Here is an 18,597-nt window from a genome sequence, read left to right as displayed (position 1 = left end):
CATGTTGGTTCCCCTGTTCTGGTTGAATGCAATTTCAGCATTTCGCTCTCACGCTAAAGCCAGCGCCCGACAGTCTTCCGGCGCCCAGCTGATGACGATGTTGTCCCTGCAGGTCCGAAACGTGTTCGCCAATGCAGCAGGCAGCTTTATGCGGACGTCATCGCAGCCGCAGGCCTGAACGCGCAGCCGCATGTGATCGCCGTGATAGATCAGTTCGACGATGCGGGCCGGGAAGCGGTTTGGAGTTTCGGCAGGAGACGACAGCGTGATGCGCTCCGGGCGCAATACCAAGGTTGTTCGCGTTCCCTGTTTCAGGCCGTCGCCGGCAAGAGCCGAGATGATGGAGCCGTCGGCGGTCCTGATCCGGCAGGTCTTTCCGACAAGCTCGACCACTTCGCCCGCGATGGCATTGTTCTCGCCGATGAAGGTCGCAACGAACGGGTTTGCCGGCGCTTCGTAAAGGGCATGCGGCGGGGCGACCTGCTGCAGCGTGCCGTCATCGAAGACGCCGACGCGATCCGACATGGTCAGTGCCTCGCTCTGGTCGTGGGTCACATAGACGACGTTTATGCCAAGGCGGCCGTGGAGGTGCTTGATCTCGAGCTGCATGTGTTCGCGCAATTGCTTATCAAGCGCGCCAAGAGGTTCGTCCATCAGGATGAGTTGCGGCTCAAACACCAGCGCACGGGCCAATGCGATGCGCTGCTGCTGGCCCCCGGAAAGCTGGTTCGGCCGGCGCGTCTGGAAGCTTTCCATCCGCACCATGTCGAGTGCGCGGCGCACGCGTTCGGCGGTCTGCGCCTTGCCGAGGCGCCGCATCTTGAGTGGAAATGCCACGTTTTCGCCAACGGTCATATGCGGGAAAAGCGCATAGTTTTGAAAGACCACACCGATGTTACGACGGTGCGGCGGTACGCTATCGATGCGATGGCCGGCGAGCGTGATGGTGCCATGGGTTGGAGCTTCGAAGCCGGCAAGCATCATCAGTGTCGTGGTTTTGCCCGAGCCGGAGGGGCCAAGCAAAGTGAGAAATTCACCTTTTGCGACGCTGAGGTCGAGCCCGCGCACGACGAAGTTTTTGCCGTCATAGGATTTGCGGACGCCTTGGAAGGCGATGAAAGGCTCATTCATGAAAGACCTCCAGTCACCGTCAGGTTCTTTGCCTTTTTGCCGGTGTGCGATTGATATTGTCCTGCTGAAATTAACTTTGTCAAGCAAGACAAATAATTTTGTGTGGCAGTTAACTGCCTCTCGAAATGCATAGAAAAAAATGATAGCATGCAACCAGATAGTGAAGGAAAGCGAGAACGCGTGCTTTACCGCCTGACCTGCGGGTTGGCGCTCTAAAGCAGATACGGAAATTTGTATGCCGATAGAAATGCATGAGGACCACACAAAGGGCGGGGTGCTGAAGCGCTCGCAGCGCCGACCCGCCTATCTCGAGCTTGCCGGCGAGATCGAGGCAAAAATCCGATCCGGCGAGCTTGCGCCCGGGAGCCAGTTGCCGCCGCAAAGGGATCTGGCAAAGGAGCGTTCGGTCAATGTCTCGACCGTGACCAAAGCCTATCGCGAGCTGCAGAACCTCAATCTGGTGGTGGGAAGTACACGCCGCGGGACGATTGTGATGAGGCAAGGCGCTATGCCGCGCGTCGATCGCACAACGCCGCCGAGCGGCGTCATTGACCTTACCGTCAATCGGCCGGCCGTCGATGATTTCCAAAGCCGCCTTGCCGAAACACTTCCTAGGCTTGCGGCCGATCCGCGCTTTTGTGAAATGCAGGATTACCAGCCGCCCGAAGGAGCAGCCTGGGCACGCGCTGCCGGCCGGCGCTGGATCGGGCTCAACGGCTTCGAACCGTCCGCTGCCGATATCGTCGTCACCAGCGGAGCACAGCACGCTCTTCTGGCAGCCGTCAGCAGCCTGATCGAGCCTGGCGACGTGATCGTCTCGGATCGGCTCACCTATTATGGCCTGAAGGCGCTCGCGCAGATGTTTCGCTTTCGCATCGTCGGCATCAGCAGCGATGATGAGGGCATGTCGGCAAGCGAGCTGGAGGATACCTGCCGGCGCGAAACAGTTCGGGCGGTGTTCACCGTTCCTTCGATGCACAATCCAAGTGTCGTGACGATGAGCGAAGCGCGCCGCCGCGAACTGGTTGCGGTGGCAAAACGCCACGACGTGGTGATCATCGAGGACGACGTCTATGGACCGATGCTCGGTACCCGAGTTCCGACGCTCGCCATGCTTGCGCCAGACAGGACCTACCATATTTCGGCCCTGTCCAAGGCGTTGGCACCGGGCCTGCGCGTCGGCTATCTGACCTGCCCGCCGGGCCTTGCGCAGGTGACTGCCGAAGCAGTGCGCACAACGGCCTGGATGCCTGCGCCGTTGCCGCTCCTTATTGCAAGCCGGTGGCTAGAGGATGGCACGGCCCAGGCCATATTGAGGGCCCAGCTTTCGGAACTTCGGGCCCGCCACACGCTTGTTACCACTATTCTGGCAGGCCACTCGTTTGCAGCGGATCCACGTTGCATGTTTGTCTGGCTGCGATTGCCGGCACCCTGGCGGGCGGAGGATTTCGCCGCCAACCTGCGTGCTCACGGCGTCGCGGTGATGCCGGCTGCTGCCTTTGCTTGCGATCGGCAGCCAGTCGAGCATGCCGTCCGTGTCAACATTGGATGTGCCGCCTCGCGCGAAGAATTGACGACGGCGCTGCGGATCATCGCTTCGACGCTCGCCGACCGTCCCCGGGCGTTGATCGGTCATGTATGAGCAATCGCCTGTGTCAAATCTGGAAATCGCGCCGCTGCCGGCAACGGAGCGGCGACATGTTCTCGTGATTGGTGCCGGTTTGGTGGGCCTTGCGTCGGCGCTCTGGCTGCAAAAGGCAGGGCATCGCGTCACCGTCATAGACCGGGAGCCACCGCTCGCCGGCGCATCTTATGAGCAAGCCTGTTCATATGGGAATGCCTGCACGATTGCGCCCCACAGCGTCCTGCCCGTCGCGACCCCCGCCATTGCCTGGCGGGTACCAGCAATGCTTGCAAATCCGCTTGGCCCGCTTGCAATCGTCTGGCGCTATCTGCCGCATCTGGCACCGTGGTTGCGCGCGTTTGTGGCATCGAGCAGCAAGCATGAAGTGGAACGGATCGCCGCCGTACTCTCAAGCCTTCTCATGCAGGCCGATGCCGCCTGGCGGCCGCTTGTCCATGAAGCGGGCGCAAAGGCGCTCGAGCGGCGCCATGGATGCCTTTATCTCTATAAGACAGAGGCGCAGTTTCAGTCGGCGGAGCCTGAAATGTTCTTTCGCGAACGTCACGGCGTTGCCCTGGAGCGGCTGGATGTTGCGGCAATCCGCGATCTCGAGCCCAATCTTGCCCCATTATACTGTCGCGGCGTGTTGTTCCGCGACGCCTATACGTTCTCGAGTCCGAAGTTGCTCGCCTTCGCGCTTGCCATGGTCGTCGGCGAGCGCGGCGGCACATTTGTCGGCGGCGAGGCCAGCGGGCTGGAGATGACAGGGGCAGGCGTCCGCCTCAGGGTCGGCGGTGATGAAATCCTTGCCGATCATGCGGTGGTGGCGGCAGGTGCGTGGTCAGGCATGCTTGCAAGACAGGTCGGCGATAGCGTCCTGCTCGACACTGAACGAGGCTATCACGTCCTTTTCCCGAGGGCTGGGTCGCTCTTGACGCGCCCTGTCTGTTATCCGCAACACGGATTCTACATGACGCCGATGGCGGATGGCCTGCGCGCTGCCGGCACGGTGGAACTCGGCGGCCTCTCGGCCCCACCCAATCCCGCCCGCACGGCCATGATCCGCAAGGGCGTCGAAGCGCTCTTGCCTGGTGCGGGAGAGGCGACCTCGGAATGGCTCGGATTTCGTCCGTCGATGCCGGATTCGCTGCCGGTCATCGGCAACTCGCCGACATCACCGAAAGTGACCTACGCCTTCGGGCACGGCCACCTCGGCTTGACGCTGGCGGCCATCACCGGGCGGCTCGTGGCAGATATCGTCTCAAAACGCAAACCGTCGATCGATCTGACACCGTTCCGTTGCCAGCGCTTTAGCCATTTTGGCGCAAAGCAGAAATAGGTGAGTGCTGGCCCAGGGCTGCGTAATCGGCGCGCTAAGGTGTGCTTGCATGATCTTTTCTGGACACCGTTGCCACCTGATGCGTGGCGGATCGGTGCGGCACCGCACGGCGCTGTCTGACATGCGCTGCCATGGCGGCAGTATCGCCTGCAACTGCGGCTTTGGGACCCTCCAGGGCAGGGCGCAGTGCGGCCGCTACAGCGCCGGATCCTCATCCGGTGAGCGACCTGTGGTACCCAAACCCGGCGCCATGCCCGGAAATGATGGTCAATTGCACCAGCAAAAAAAAGGAACAAGCACGGCGGCCTTGCAGTTAATGCTGAAAAGGTTAGGGACTCACAATGAACACGCGCCCTCAAGTCGTGTCGCGAAGCTCGCAACTTCCGCCGCAGATCTACTACGTGCATCCCCTGATGTTGAAGGGTTTGGCGGCGTGGAAGGAGGTCTTTGGGCATGTAAGAGATCTTGGTTTTGACACGGTTCTGACGGCACCACTTTTCGAACGCCGTCATCACAGCAGTGTCTTTGTCACGAAAGACTTCGATCGGCTCGACCCGGCATTGGGGCTGGGTAGTTCTGTCACGGAGGCCGTCGGAGCCCTGGTCCAAGCGGCGACACACAACAAGCTCAAGATCATGCTCGACCTGGCCATTGATCGGGTGGCGGTCGACGGGGAGGCGCCAGGTTCAGTCGTCGCCGATCCGCGGGTGCCACCGCACAGAGCCGGCAGCCGGCGCGTCGATCCTGCACGTGATCCTGGCCATCTTGAAGATTGGCTCACTCGGATGAGGCTGCTTACCGGTCTCGGAATTTCAGGCTTTCGCTGCCTCGGGATCGAGAACCTTGCGCCGCAAGCCTGGTTCAACGTGATTTTGTCGACCCGCAGATCTGCGCCGGAAACGACCTTTCTGGCCTGGACTCCGGGCAGCGACTTCGAAGTCCGCAAGGCCCTGCAGGGAACCGGTTTTGATGGCAGCTTCTCCTCGCTGGCATGGTGGGACCTCGAGGAACGCTGGATCATGGAGGAATACCAGATCCAGCGGCAGATTGGTTATCAGATCACCTTTCCGGAAGCGCCGTTCGCCAAGCGCGTCGCCCACGGGACCGACAGCAGGGAGGTCTTGCAGCGCAAGGCGGTGAGAGCTTTGCGGCTGTCTTCCACATTTGCCAGCGGCCTGATGATCCCAATGGGCTTTGAGTATGGCGCCGCCGCACCGCTTGATCCGCTGCATGGGGACGGGACCGGCCTGCGCGGCCTTCGCGAACAGGGAGCGTTTGACCTTTCCGGCGATATCCGCGCGGTAAATGCCTGGACGAACAAGACGGCTGCCGGTTTCGCGCGTCGGCCGCTCAAGCTCATCTCCACCAGCCAAACGCCGGCCGTTGCTCTGATGCAGACCGATCGGGAGGATATGCCAAGCTCACAAAAAGTGCGTGTCGTCGTCCTCAATCGTGATCTGCGGCGCAGCGTCGGCGCCCCGTTCAATCTTTTACGGGAGGCCGCATCCTCATTTCTGCCGCTGAGCAATCCGCAGGCCGAAGGCGAGATCCTTGACGCCCGACTGAAGTTGAAACCGGGTGAGCTTCGCGTTTTTGAAGGACTGTCGTCCGTTCCCATCATCGACGCATATGCTGTACCGGCAGCCAGCGACGCTGCGGCGTCTGCAAGACTTGCTATCGAAAAAATCACGCCGGCGGTCGACGAGGGCCGTTTCGTGGTCAAACGCGTTGTTGGCGAAACGATAAGGGTTGAAGCCGATATTTTTGGAGATGGTCATGACCCGCTGTCGGCGGCGCTTCTTTGGCGCCCGGCCGACCAGGGCGGATGGAACGAAGTCCGCATGGAGCTCGTCGAAAATGACCGCTGGCGTGCGGAATTCGTGGCAAAGCGCCTGGGGCGGCATGAATTTGTCGTGGAAGCTTGGCGCAACCCCTTCCAGATCTACCGCTATGAACTGGTCAAGAAGCATGAGGCATGTCTCGATCTCAGGCTGGAAATCCAGGAAGGGATCAACCTCGTACTGGACGCGCTCGATCATGCCGACGGCCAGGTCAAGAGCCGACTGAAGGTCTTGTTCGACGAACTGGCTGAGACGCAGGATGCACGGCGCACCGAAATCCTGCTCGCTACGGAAACTGCCGAGCTCATGGCGGCAGCAGATAGGCGTCCTTACCGGCTCCGGTCTCAGGTCATCCCCCTCGACGCCGAGCGTTCGGCGGCTGCCTTCGCAAGCTGGTACCAGATATTCCCGCGCTCCCAGAGCGGTGATGCGAACCGTCACGGTACGTTCGATGATGTTATCAAGCGGTTGCCGGCCATCCGCGCAATGGGCTTCGATGTGCTCTACTTTCCGCCTATTCACCCGATCGGGACGACAAATCGCAAGGGCAAGAACAACAGCCTGCGTGCAGAACCAGGCGATCCCGGCAGTCCTTACGCAATTGGCTCGCAGGCGGGCGGTCATGACGCAATTCACCCCGAACTCGGCAGCTTCGCGGACTTCCGCCGGTTGGTCGATGCGGCCAAGGACGAGGGCCTGGAGATAGCGCTTGACCTTGCAATCCAAGCTTCCCCCGATCACCCATGGCTAAAACAGCATCCGGGCTGGTTCGACTGGCGACCGGATGGGACCATACGTTATGCGGAAAATCCGCCCAAGAAATACGAGGACATCGTCAATGTCGACTTTTACGCAGGTGAGGCAATCCCTTCGTTGTGGATTGCGCTGCGCCACATTGTTCAGAAGTGGGTCGACAACGGCGTAAAGCTGTTTCGGGTCGATAATCCGCATACCAAGCCCTTCCCGTTCTGGGAGTGGCTGATTGCTGATATCCGCTGCCGGCACCCGGAGGTCGTCTTCCTGTCGGAAGCCTTCACGAAACCAAAGGTGATGTACCGTCTCGCCAAGATCGGGTTCTCGCAGTCCTACACCTATTTCACCTGGCGCAACGCCAAGTGGGAACTCGAACAGTACATGCGTGAGATCACGACGGAAGAACCCAAGGAATTCTTCCGTCCGCACTTCTTCGTCAATACGCACGACATCAACCCCGACTTTCTGCAAAATGCACCTCGCCCGGCCTATCTCATTCGCGCTGCGCTCGCAGCGACACTCTCGGGACTATGGGGTGTCTACAACGGTTTCGAACTTTGCGAGGGTCGCCCGGACGCCAAGCGCAAGGAATATGCCGACTCAGAAAAATACGAGATCCGGGCCTGGGACTATGATCGGCCGGGCAACATCAAGTCCGAAATCACGATGCTCAACCGCATCCGCAATGAAAACCCGGCTCTGCATTCCCACCATGGCCTGCAGCTGCTCCCAGCCGGGAACGACAACATCATGTTCTACGAAAAAGCGAGCCCCGGGCGCGAGAACGCTCTGCTGATCGCCGTCAATCTCGACCCGCACAACGCCCACGAGGCAGATGTGGAAATTCCGCTCTGGTCATGGAACCTGCCGGACCATGCCGCACTCGATCTCGAAGACCTGATCAACGGCCACAAATTCACCTTTACCGGCAAGGTTCAGCGCCTTCGGCTCGACCCGCACGCCGGGCTGCCGTTTTCGATCTGGCGCGTGAGATAAGGGAGGAAAGCAAAATGGACGTCGCAACCGCAGGCCGGAGTCAGACGCAGGCCGGGACGCCGAAAAGCACGCAAGATTCCGATCCCCTCTGGTACAAGGACGCTGTCATTTACCAGCTTCACATCAAGTCGTTCTTCGACGCCAATGGCGATGGCATCGGCGACTTCGAGGGACTGCATGAGAAGCTCGATCACATCGCTTCGCTCGGAGCCAATGTCATATGGCTCTTGCCGTTCTTCCCGTCCCCGCGCCGTGACGATGGATACGATATCGCCGACTACACCAATGTCAGTTCTGACTATGGCACCATGGAGGAATTCGAAGCCTTCGTGGAGGCTGCACATCAACGTGGACTGCGGGTCGTTATCGAGCTCGTCATCAACCACACCTCCGATCAGCATCCGTGGTTCCAGCGGGCGCGCCATGCCCCGGCCGGCTCGCCAGAGCGCGACTTCTATGTCTGGTCGGACACGGATCAGAAGTTCCCGGAAACCCGGATCATCTTTCTTGACACTGAAAAGTCCAACTGGACCTGGGATCCTGTCGCCGGCGCCTATTATTGGCACCGGTTCTATTCCCACCAGCCCGACCTCAATTTCGATAATCCGCTCGTGTTGAAAGAGCTTCTAAATGTGATGCGTTTGTGGCTGGAAACCGGAATCGACGGTTTCCGACTGGACGCAATCCCCTATCTGGTCGAGCGCGAGGGGACAATCAACGAGAACCTGCCAGAGACGCATAAAATCCTGAAGAAGATCCGTGCAGCACTCGATTCCACTCACCCTGGCAAGATGCTGCTTGCCGAGGCCAATCAATGGCCGGAGGATACCCGCGACTATTTCGGCAATGGCGATGAATGCCACATGGCATTCCATTTCCCCTTGATGCCGCGCATGTATATGGCAATTGCCAAGGAAGATCGGTTCCCGATCACCGATATTATGCGGCAAACGCCCGAGATTCCAGAGAGTTGCCAATGGGCGATCTTCCTGAGAAATCATGACGAGCTGACGCTCGAGATGGTCACCGATGATGAACGGGACTATCTTTGGAACATCTATGCCGCAGATCGGCGCGCGCGCATCAACCTCGGAATCAGACGACGTCTTGCGCCGCTGATGGAGCGCGACCGCCGCCGCGTCGAGCTGATGAACGCGCTTCTGCTTTCGATGCCTGGTACGCCCGTGCTCTACTACGGCGACGAGATCGGCATGGGCGACAATATCTATCTAGGCGACCGCGATGGCGTGCGAACGCCGATGCAATGGTCTCCGGACCGCAATGGCGGTTTTTCAAAGGCAAACCCGGCGCGCCTCGTTCTGCCGCCCATCATGGATCCGCTTTACGGCTACGAGGCGGTCAATGTCGAAGCGCAGGGGGCCGATGCCCATTCGTTGCTCAACTGGACACGGCACATGTTGGCCTTGCGCAACAAGCATACTGCGTTCGGGCGCGGTTCCTTACGGTTCCTGTCGCCCGGCAACAGGAAGATCCTTGCTTATCTCAGGGAATACCAAGGTGAAACGATCCTTTGCGTCGCCAACCTGTCGCGCCTGCCGCAAGCCGTCGAGCTGGATCTTGCCAATTTTGCCGGTTACGTGCCGATCGAGCTGACGGGCATGTCTCCTTTCCCGCCGATCGGTCAACTCACTTACCTTCTCACGTTGCCCCCCTATGGCTTCTTCTGGTTCCAGCTCAGCCAGGAGAGTGATGGCCCCGCATGGCGCGCCGAGCCTCCCGAGCAGATGCAGGACATGGTGACGATGGTCGTGCGACGTGACCTGCAGGAACTGCTCGATGAGCCTCGCCTTTCAGGTACGCTTTCGAGCGAGGTGCTGCCGGCCTATCTCGGCAAGCGGCGCTGGTTTGCCGCCAAGGGCGAGAGGTTAAGACGTGCGTCCGTGGTTTCCGCCATGCCGTTTCCATTCGCTGGCAACATCTTGTTTGCAGAACTGGAAGCCGAGCTGGAAGCTCACAATGAGACATATCTCTTGCCGCTTGCCGTGTCGTGGGACGACAGCCAGCCGAGTGCTCTTGCCCAGCAACTTGCCCTTGCCCGTCTCCGTCAGGGCCGCCGCGTCGGCTTCCTGACCGACGGATTTGCGATGGAAGGACTTGCACGCGGCGTCATACGAGGCCTCTGTGACCGTGCCGTCATTGCCGGTCGCGCTGGCAAGATCGAATTTCTAGGGACCGCCCAGCTCGACTGCATGAGCGTCGATGATGACATCCAAGTCCACTGGCTCTCTGCCGAGCAATCCAACAGCTCGCTGATCGTCGGCGACATGGCGATGGTAAAGCTCATCCGCCATATCTTCCCCGGTGTCCATCCGGAAGTCGAGATGACCCGCCGGCTGACCAGCGTCGGATATGCCAATACCGCGCACCTGCTCGGCGAAGTGGTTCATGTCACACCCGATGGCAGCCGCTACACGCTGATTATCGTGCAGAGAGCCATTCGCAACCAGGGCGATGCGTGGAACTGGATGCTGGCCAATCTGCGTCGCTCTACCGACGAGGTCGTGGTGACCGGCGTCGACGGCAAGGCGGCCGACGAGTATTTCAAGCCGCTCGTCGAGTTCGCTGCGACCGTTGGCAAGCGGCTCGGCCAATTGCATGCGGCGTTGGCGCGGCCGACCGACGACGAAGCCTTCAAGCCCGCCCGCATCACCGATGAGGACGCCGCTCGCTGGGCAAAGGCTGTAAGGGAGCAAATTCGCGGCAGCCTTGCCATGCTCGAGGCAAGCGGCGACAGCCTTGCGCCGGCGTTGGCCCAACAGATCCTTTTCCTCGTCGAGCAGCGGGAGGATCTCTTGAATGCTGTTGACGATCTCGCCAAGGCTGCAGTCGGTACGCTGATGATCCGAAATCACGGCGATTTCCACCTCGGCCAGGTCCTGGTTGCAGAAGGGGATGCCTACATCATCGATTTTGAGGGCGAGCCTGCACGCGATCTTGCCGAACGGCGCGCAAAGACCAATCCCCTGCGGGATGTCGCTGGCCTCCTGAGATCGTTTAGCTATTTGGCGGCATCGGCCGATCTTGACCGGGAACGGGTAAGCGAGGTGGAAGACAAAAGACACAGCGCGCTCGTTAGGCGCTTCATCGACCTGGCCGAACAGGCGTTCCTCAGTGCCTATTTCGAAGTGATCGATGATGTGCGCGAACTCAACGTTACGACCAGGTCGCGCGGTCGCATCCTCGATCTCTTCCTGCTGGAGAAAGCCGCTTACGAGATCGCCTATGAAGCGCGCAACAGGCCCAACTGGCTGGCGCTGCCGCTTGGAGGATTCTTTGCCATCGCATCGAGACTGCTGGAGAAAGTCGCATGAGATACGAGCGCACAGACTTGATGATCGGCACTGTCCAGGAGGGCCTTCAGGCTCTGGTCGAAGGCCACCACGGTGATCCATTCGCAATACTCGGACGCCACGAGTATGGCGATCTCACGGTCGTAAGAGCCCTGTTGCCCGGGGCAGCATCCGTCGACGTGATCGAGGCCGACACCGGCCGCGTGGTGACAAGACTGGAAACGATTCATGAAGGCGGGCTGTTTGCCGGAGCGATCGGCAGCACGACGAATTACCTCTTTCGCATCAACTGGCCGGATGCCGTGCAGGAAACGGAGGATCCCTATTCTTTTGGATTGCTGCTTGGTGAGCTTGACCTGCATCTAATCGCTCAAGGCACCCACTATGATCTCGGTCGCACGCTCGGCGCCATTCCGATGGAGATCGACGGCATACAGGGTGTGCGATTTTGTCTGTGGGCACCCAATGCGCGACGGGTTTCCGTGGTCGGCGACTTTAACAGTTGGGATGGTCGCCGGCATCCGATGAGACTGCGTCCTTCAGCCGGCGTATGGGAACTCTTCATCCCGCGTCTGACGCATGGAGAACGCTACAAGTTCGAACTCATTGATGCCAACGGCAATCTCCTGCCGCAAAAGGCTGACCCCGTTGCCCGCGCCAGCGAGGCTGCACCCTCTACGGCTTCGCGTGTCGCGCCTTCAAAACGCTTCCGCTGGAGCGATGAAGACTGGATGCGCACTCACCGTGGCGCACGTGCACTCGAAGGTGCGATCTCGGTTTACGAGGTGCATCTCGGCTCCTGGATCCGGATTGCCGAGGAGGCAAACCGGCCTCTCGACTGGGTCGAACTCAGCCAGAGGCTGATTCCCTATGCCAGGGATCTCGGCTTTACCCATATCGAGCTGTTGCCGATCATGGAACATCCGTTCGGCGGCTCGTGGGGCTACCAGCCGCTTGGTCTTTTTGCCCCGACCGGACGTTACGGCCTTCCGGACGACTTCGCCTACTTCGTCGACCGCTGCCATGCTGCCGGCATAGGCGTCATTCTCGATTGGGTGCCGGCGCATTTTCCAACAGATGTCTGGGGGCTTGCCCGCTTCGATGGCACCGCACTTTACGAGCACGAAGACCCGCGCGAGGGCTTCCACAAGGACTGGAACACTCTGATCTACAATCTCGGCCGCAATGAAGTGAAAGGGTTTTTGATCGCCAGTGCCCTTGAATGGCTGGAGCACTATCACGTCGACGGTCTGCGCGTCGATGCGGTCGCCTCAATGCTTTACCGCGACTACAGCCGCAACGAGGGCGAATGGATCCCCAATGCATATGGCGGACGCGAGAATCTTGAAGCGGTGGAATTCTTCAAGCACCTGAATAGCATCATCCATCATCGGTGCCCGCACGCCTTTACAGCTGCCGAAGAGTCGACCGCCTGGCCAGGGGTCACGGCCCGGCCAGAGGACGGCGGGCTCGGCTTTGATTTCAAATGGAACATGGGCTGGATGCACGACACCCTGCATTATATGCAGGAGGATCCGGTTCACCGCAAATATCATCATACGGCGATGACGTTCGGCATGATCTATGCCTATTCAGAACATTTCATGCTGCCGCTTTCCCATGACGAGGTTGTGCACGGCAAGGGGTCGCTTGTCGCAAAGATGCCCGGCGATCACTGGCAACGGCTTGCCAATCTGCGCGCTTACTACGGCTTCATGTGGGGACATCCAGGCAAGAAACTCATCTTTATGGGTTGCGAGCTTGGTCAGGAGAGTGAATGGAACCACGATGGTTCCGTTCATTGGGACTTGCTCGACGATCCCGCTCACGCAGGAATTCAGCGGTTGATCCGCGACCTCAACAAGCTCTATGCGCAAGAGCCGGCGCTACAGTTCAGCGATCTCAATGCCGCTGGATTCGAATGGGCGGTCGCAGACGACGCGCAAAACTCCGTTTACGGCATGCTTCGCAGTTCGCCCGATCGCTCGTCGCTGGTGCTGATTATGTCCAATCTCACCCCTGTTGCGCGATACGCTTACCGGGTCGGGGTGCCCACGGACGGGCGCTGGCAGGTGGTACTCAATACCGACGCGGCGATCTACGGGGGCGCCAATCTTGGCCAGACTGAGGTCTGGGCAGAACGCCAGCCAAATAACGGCAAGGAATACTCCGTCCTTCTGACACTGCCGCCGCTTGCAACGATCTTTCTAAGACATAAGGAGTAGGCTTTCTTCCATCTGCGCTGGGGTGGCGCCGGACGCCCAGGCGTCCGGCGCCAGGTCATACTTTGAGGTTGTGCTGCGGCGAAGTCTATCAACCGCGAGGATCTGCTGCGCTTTTGTCACGCAAGAAGGGGCCCGGCGACTAGCCCGGCGATCCTTTGCCCAGGAGTTTCTCGACGTGATTGAAAGGCAGAGGTTTTCCGAAGAAATATCCCTGAATTTCGGTGCAGCCGTGCTCCCTTACCTGATCGAGCTGGTCGGTCGTTTCGACGCTTCGGCAGTGGTCGTGATACCCAGTCTGGATCCCAGATCAGCCACCGCCTTCACGATGGCGGCGCAATCCTTGGAATCTCCAAGTTCACGGATGAACGATTGATCGATCTTGATCTTGTCAAACGGGAAAAGCCTTAGATAGCTCAAGGAGGAATATCCGGTGCCGAAGTCGTCCATGGCGATCCTCACTCCGAGTCCCTTGATGTGGTGCAGGGTTGCCAGGGCCGCCTCGCTGTCAGTGAGAAGGACGGATTCGGTAATTTCGAGTTCAAGCCGAACAGCCGAGAGACCGGAGTCAGCAAGAGCAGAAATGATCGTATGGGCAAGCGAGGGGCTTCTGAACTGAACGGGGGAAAGGTTCACCGCAACCCTTACATGCCCTGGCCAGCTTGCGGCATCTTTGCAGGCCTGGCGCAACACCCATTCCCCAAGTGGCACGATCAAGCCGGTTTCTTCCGCCAGTGAGATGAATTCAGCCGGTGAAACCAGGCCCCGCTCGGGATGGTGCCAACGCAAAAGCGCTTCGAAGCCGACAATCTCTGCGGTTCCCGCATTGACCTGCGGCTGATAGTAGATTTCAAACTGGCTGCCTGCGATAGCCTGCCGAAGGTCGAGTTCGAGTTTGCGCCGCTTGTCGATGCCGGCATCCATTGTAGGCTCGAAGAAGCAATAGCTGCCTCCGCCATCGGTTTTCGCTTTGTTGAGAGCGATGTCGGCATTCTTCAGCATACCGTCTGCCGTGTCGCCGTCGTCAGGAGCCATCGCAATGCCGATGCTTACGCCGATTTGAACAGATTGCCCCTCGACGATAAACCGCTCACCGATGGCACTGACAAGCCTTTGCGCCAGGGCAGCGGCGCGCTCCTTCGTTTGGGCCTTTTCCTGAAAGACGACGAATTCGTCGCCGCCCAGCCGCGCAATGCTGTCGCCCTCGCTCAGGCATTTCTTCAGCCGGTCGGTTACCGCCTTCAGCAGGAGGTCGCCAACTGCATGTCCCAATGTATCATTGGCATGTCTGAAGCGATCCAGATCCAGGCTTAACAGCGCGCTGCGCTGAGCCCCGCTACCAAGGGCCAGGTCCTTTTCAAGCTTCTCACGCAAGAGCGTGCGATTGGGCAGGCCGGTAAGCGGGTCGTGACCAGCGATGTGTTTGATCTGTTCTTCGGAACGCACCGATTCGGTGACGTCTTCATGGGTTGCGACATAGCCGCCGTTTTCCATCGGGTTATGCGTGATCTTTATCACCCTGCCATCCGTCAAGACGATATTCTCACTGGCGGCAGAACCCCTTAGCGCGGCTTCGACGACAACATCGAAATACGCATCCCGCTGAACCGGCGCGTTACCAGCTGTTTGCCGATAGTCGAGGATTTTCCAAAGAGGCGTCCCCGGCCGTGTCAAGGTTTCGGGCAGGTCATACAAGCGACAATAGCCTGCATTACACAGCAACAGGTTCTTGTCAGCATCGAACATGCACAGTCCGTGCGGCATGTTTGCCAGTGCCGCATCGAAGCGGCGGTTCTGATCGGCCATATCCTTTCTTATGCTTGCAAGCGCCGAAACGTCATCACAGCTGATCAACCATCCGCCGTCGTCCACCGGCGTGGAGGTCAAGGAGACGATCCGCTCACCAACGCAGATCTCCTGATGCAACAGGGTTGAGCGAGTGAGGAGATGCGTGAGCCAGCTCTCTTGACTGTCGCCGGATAGCTGACTCCGGCCGAGGATCGGAATCTGAGCAGCCATCCCTGTCGCGCTGACGCCGATTTCGATGGCTCCTTTGGGTGCCTGCAACAGTTCCCCCACCCGCTCGTTGAAAATCACAACCCGCAAGTCGGCATCCAGCAGCGCGACACCCTGGTGCATAATCTCCAGAATACGGAAGGAACTCAGCATGATCCACCTCTGCAACAGGCGACACGAAACGCAACCTTAAAGTGCGCCTAGGGTAATCGCAATGCCTTTTCTGCAAAATACTCAACCATGTCGTGCTGGTAAGGGCTTCTTCCCGTGAAATAAGCCGACGCCTGGGCCCGATTGCCGTCGTGCATCGCTGCGCCAGTGCCTATATAAGACCGCAGGTTCTGCCATTGGCAGAACGCTTGAGCTGGAGACCGGCAGAGATGTCGCGAGCCTTAAACGGCTCGACCAGGTCTGAACGGGACAAAGGGTGCGGTCGGGGCATGCTCAGACCAGCTAGCAGTGGCCGCATTGTTGCACAAGGCACCCAGAATTCTCGAAAACGGGTTCGTACTGCCTCCGACGAGCGCACGACGCACCTATATCTATTGGGAGCCACGCAGTGCGTTAAGCGAAGAGGAAGAACTTGAACGAGATCCACATCACCAAGCGAGAGAGGGAAATCCTGACGCTCATGTGCGACGGAAAGAGCGCGCAGGAGATTGCGATCATCCTCGGGTGCTCGGTGCATACCGTGCGAACGCATATCGAAGCGCTGAAGGATACATTTGCAGTCTACAAGGACACAGCTCTGGTGGCCGCGGCGCTGCGGACAGGCGTGATTGAATGATGAAAGCTGAATGCCTGTTCTGGAACGTGCAGCGAAGTGAGCGGCGCGCTCGGGCGGTTTGCCTGTTTCGGGTTGCCGTTTGAGGTGGACGCTATGGCTTCAGTTCACCCGTAAACGCAATTTTTCATTTTGATGTGCGCGAAGACCCGGTATTGCATTGTCGATCGTATCGGGAATGGCTTGATTTGAAAACAGGACGGCGGCTTTCGGTATCTGGTGCATCGAGGGGGCGGGATCGAAATGATGACCGTCCAGGCATCAGCCCGGTCGACATTGCAGATCACAATTCCCGCACGGCCATGGGGCTCCTGCGCCGTTTTGGGCCGCTGACCCGTCAGGAGCTTTCCAGGCATCTTGGCCTGACTGAGCCGGCAATAACGGGAATTATGCGCCGCCTGGCCGATGCGGGGCTGGTCAGCGGGAAAAAGCGTCCCACAACTGCACACTACACGGCACTCGAGTTTTCGTTGCAAGCCGACGCGGCATATTCCCTGGGGATCCGCCTCGGTGCGCATGGCGGCGAGGCGGTCGTCATGGATCTTGCCGGTAGGATCATTCAACAGCGAGCCTTCGCACAGCCTGAAGAAACCAAGGAGGCTGTCTTGCACATCCGGCATGCCGCTGGCCTCGCCGGCAAATTGCTGGGATGCGGCATCGCTCTTTCGGCCGGCGCGCCTTTCGATCGGAAAACCATTGAGGATAGCCTTGCATTGGACGTTGGCCCGCTGTTTTTCCTTGATGACACCGAGGCGGCCGTCAATGCCGAGCATATCCTCGGCATCGGCGACCGCGAAGGCGGGCTGGTGATCGTGATCATCGACGAGACTGTGCGCGCCGGGCTTTTGATCGGCGGGCGGCCGTTTCGGGGTGTCCACGGATTGGCTGGCCAGATTGGCGACATGCGCTCGGGTGTTGATGGCGCGAGCCTGAATGAAGTCGCGAGCCTGCCCTCGTTCAAAGACTACCTTGCAGCCCATCCAGGCGAAACGGATGGCTGGGTGGCGATTGCTGCGCGCCATCTTCATGAGGCGGTTTTAGCGATTTCAGGATTTATCGCCCCGGGCGCCATCCTCGTCGGCGGCGCTCTGCCCGACGATGTTTTCGAGGCAATAATTGCGCGCCTGTCGCGCGAACGGGACGACAAAATTCGCGATCTCGTGATTGCGCCTTGGATACCGACGGTGCAGCGTGCGTCCTTTCCGTGGGCAGGGGTGGCCGTCGGCGCCGCGTTGCGGCCCTTCTCCGAGACACTCCTGCCCGATGACCGTCCATGAGCTTTCGGGCGTCGCCTGGCTCTCCGCTTCAACTCGTCACGCAACGGTGACCGGAATTTGGGACTGTCGGTTGCTGATTGGATTTCGAAACCTCTGACCCGGTTCGGCCGAGGGCAACCCCAGACGATGGGCAAGCGGGATTGCTGCAGCACCGAGAGCAGCGGCATCTTCAGAGCCGGCCGCCCGGTGAAGAGACGGCGCTCGTGCGCCAAGGCGGCTAATTTCCTCGTGGACGTAGACAAGCAGTTCATCAATCAGACGGACAGGAAAGCGGCCACCGATGAGAACGCTCTCCGGATCAACCACCATGCCGATATCGACAATCGCTTGGGCAAGCTTGATGCTGATTTTTCGCAGCCACCTGCTGACGCAGCTGCGGCCTGCATCGTCAAGGTTGAGAAGATCTGCCGGGGTTGTCGCCTTGATGCCGTTGCGCTCAAGATAATCAAACAGGATAAACAGCGAGAACATCTCGCCGAGCGGCTGGGTGCTTCCTTGAAACGGGCCATCATCGAAGACGACCGGCAGCCAGCCAATTTCTCCGCCGATTCCGCTGGCGCCCTTATGACGGACCCCGTCTATGACGAGGCTGCCGCCGAGACAGGCATTGGCGAGGATATAAAAGAAACTGCCGATTTCCGTGCCGAGGCCATACTCGATTTCCCCCAGCGCAGCAGCGTTGGCGTCATTGTCGATGAACACCGCATGATCGGAAATGGCCTCGAGCGCACCGCGCACGTCATAGCCATTCCATTGCCGGTATTCTGATGGAAAGCCGACGACCTTGACCTCTCCGAGCCAGTCGGGAATAGCAAGGCCAATCCCCGCCAGACGAGTTTCTTCGATGACCCTGCGGCGTCGAAAGGACGATAGCGCCTCAGCCATCAAGCACGCGAAGTCGTCCGGCAGCAAGAAGCGCCTTTCGTGATGGATGCGTCCCCGAACCGTGCCGGCTGCGTCTACGGCGACGATCGTCAGGTGATCGCGATCAATATTGGCGCCGACCGAAAACACGCCCTCGGGATCGATCTCCAGCTCGATGGCAGGTTGTCCGCGCAGGCCGTGCCTGCGGCGCGCCTCCATCACGAGTCCTTCATCGAGCAATCGATCGACGATGCGGGTGACGGCCTGCTTTGTCAGCCGCGATTGATGCGAAAGCTCCGTGCGCGAAATCGGAGCCCCGCGATGAATTGCGGCGAGGATCATGGCCCGATTGGCCGCTGCAGCCTGCTCCGTGTTCGAGCCCGACAGTATCAACCCGGTATCCCCTTCGCCGACCTAGTCTCAAAGCAAACTATGCGAT

10 protein-coding genes are annotated in these 18,597 nt (G+C 59.5%); 7 read left to right on the top strand and 3 right to left on the bottom strand.

The window, feature by feature from the left end; translation table 11 throughout:
* Window positions 1–48: 48 nt before the first annotated feature.
* Complete coding sequence (locus tag AM571_RS32295; RefSeq protein ID WP_074065005.1) at window positions 49–1,131, bottom strand: ABC transporter ATP-binding protein; 1,083 nt, start codon at window positions 1,129–1,131, stop codon at window positions 49–51.
* 235 nt (window positions 1,132–1,366) lie between these two features.
* Between AM571_RS32295 and AM571_RS32290 the strand changes: the two genes are divergently transcribed.
* The 5 genes from AM571_RS32290 (at window position 1,367) to glgB (ending at window position 13,220) form a co-directional block, all read left to right on the top strand.
* Window positions 1,367–2,773 (top strand): PLP-dependent aminotransferase family protein, encoded by a 1,407-nt coding sequence (locus tag AM571_RS32290; protein WP_245521286.1) that lies wholly within the window; start codon window positions 1,367–1,369, stop codon window positions 2,771–2,773.
* Window positions 2,774–2,783: 10 nt separating this feature from the next.
* Window positions 2,784–4,094: an NAD(P)/FAD-dependent oxidoreductase gene (locus tag AM571_RS32285; protein WP_420493395.1), complete on the top strand. Its 1,311-nt coding sequence runs from the start codon at window positions 2,784–2,786 to the stop codon at window positions 4,092–4,094.
* A gap of 341 nt (window positions 4,095–4,435) precedes the next feature.
* Entirely contained in the window at window positions 4,436–7,684 is a 3,249-nt protein-coding gene (locus AM571_RS32280) for a maltotransferase domain-containing protein (RefSeq protein ID WP_074065004.1), read from the top strand.
* A gap of 14 nt (window positions 7,685–7,698) precedes the next feature.
* On the top strand, window positions 7,699–11,016 hold the full coding sequence (gene treS, locus AM571_RS32275) for a maltose alpha-D-glucosyltransferase (protein WP_074065003.1): 3,318 nt from the start codon (window positions 7,699–7,701) through the stop codon (window positions 11,014–11,016).
* The gene (gene glgB / locus AM571_RS32270) at window positions 11,013–13,220 is read left to right on the top strand and encodes a 1,4-alpha-glucan branching protein GlgB (protein ID WP_074065002.1); all 2,208 of its coding nucleotides are present in this window, start codon (window positions 11,013–11,015) and stop codon (window positions 13,218–13,220) included. The genes treS and glgB overlap by 4 nt, the downstream gene beginning before the upstream one ends.
* A gap of 237 nt (window positions 13,221–13,457) precedes the next feature.
* On the opposite strand, the gene AM571_RS32265 is transcribed toward glgB, so the two are convergent.
* Window positions 13,458–15,386 (bottom strand): putative bifunctional diguanylate cyclase/phosphodiesterase, encoded by a 1,929-nt coding sequence (locus AM571_RS32265; protein WP_074065001.1) that lies wholly within the window; start codon window positions 15,384–15,386, stop codon window positions 13,458–13,460.
* Window positions 15,387–15,816: 430 nt separating this feature from the next.
* Between AM571_RS32265 and AM571_RS32260 the strand changes: the two genes are divergently transcribed.
* Both AM571_RS32260 and AM571_RS32255 read left to right on the top strand, forming a co-directional pair.
* Window positions 15,817–16,020 (top strand): response regulator transcription factor, encoded by a 204-nt coding sequence (locus tag AM571_RS32260; RefSeq protein WP_022716742.1) that lies wholly within the window; start codon window positions 15,817–15,819, stop codon window positions 16,018–16,020.
* Between the two features lie 185 nt (window positions 16,021–16,205).
* Window positions 16,206–17,294, top strand: a complete 1,089-nt coding sequence (locus tag AM571_RS32255) for an ROK family transcriptional regulator (protein ID WP_074065000.1) — start codon at window positions 16,206–16,208, stop codon at window positions 17,292–17,294.
* 36 nt (window positions 17,295–17,330) lie between these two features.
* On the opposite strand, the gene AM571_RS32250 is transcribed toward AM571_RS32255, so the two are convergent.
* A complete protein-coding gene (locus tag AM571_RS32250) occupies window positions 17,331–18,500 on the bottom strand; it encodes an ROK family transcriptional regulator (RefSeq protein WP_081377312.1) in 1,170 nt (389 codons plus the stop codon).
* Between the last annotated feature and the right edge of the window lie 97 nt (window positions 18,501–18,597).

The sequence above is a fragment of the Rhizobium etli 8C-3 genome (assembly GCF_001908375.1).
GTDB classification, from domain to species: Bacteria; Pseudomonadota; Alphaproteobacteria; order Rhizobiales; family Rhizobiaceae; genus Rhizobium; species Rhizobium etli_B.
The sequence above is the reverse complement of the archived record's forward strand: the minus strand, read 5'-3'. Positions and strand labels throughout refer to the sequence as shown.

Coding starts and splice junctions, on each gene's coding strand:
- AM571_RS32295 (WP_074065005.1), bottom strand. CDS start 1,131: ATGAATGAGCCTTTCATCGCCTTCCAAGGCGTCCGCAAATCCTATGAC.
- AM571_RS32290 (WP_245521286.1), top strand. CDS start 1,367: ATGCCGATAGAAATGCATGAGGACCACACAAAGGGCGGGGTGCTGAAG.
- AM571_RS32280 (WP_074065004.1), top strand. CDS start 4,436: ATGAACACGCGCCCTCAAGTCGTGTCGCGAAGCTCGCAACTTCCGCCG.
- treS (WP_074065003.1), top strand. CDS start 7,699: ATGGACGTCGCAACCGCAGGCCGGAGTCAGACGCAGGCCGGGACGCCG.
- glgB (WP_074065002.1), top strand. CDS start 11,013: ATGAGATACGAGCGCACAGACTTGATGATCGGCACTGTCCAGGAGGGC.
- AM571_RS32265 (WP_074065001.1), bottom strand. CDS start 15,386: ATGCTGAGTTCCTTCCGTATTCTGGAGATTATGCACCAGGGTGTCGCG.
- AM571_RS32250 (WP_081377312.1), bottom strand. CDS start 18,500: ATGATCCTCGCCGCAATTCATCGCGGGGCTCCGATTTCGCGCACGGAG.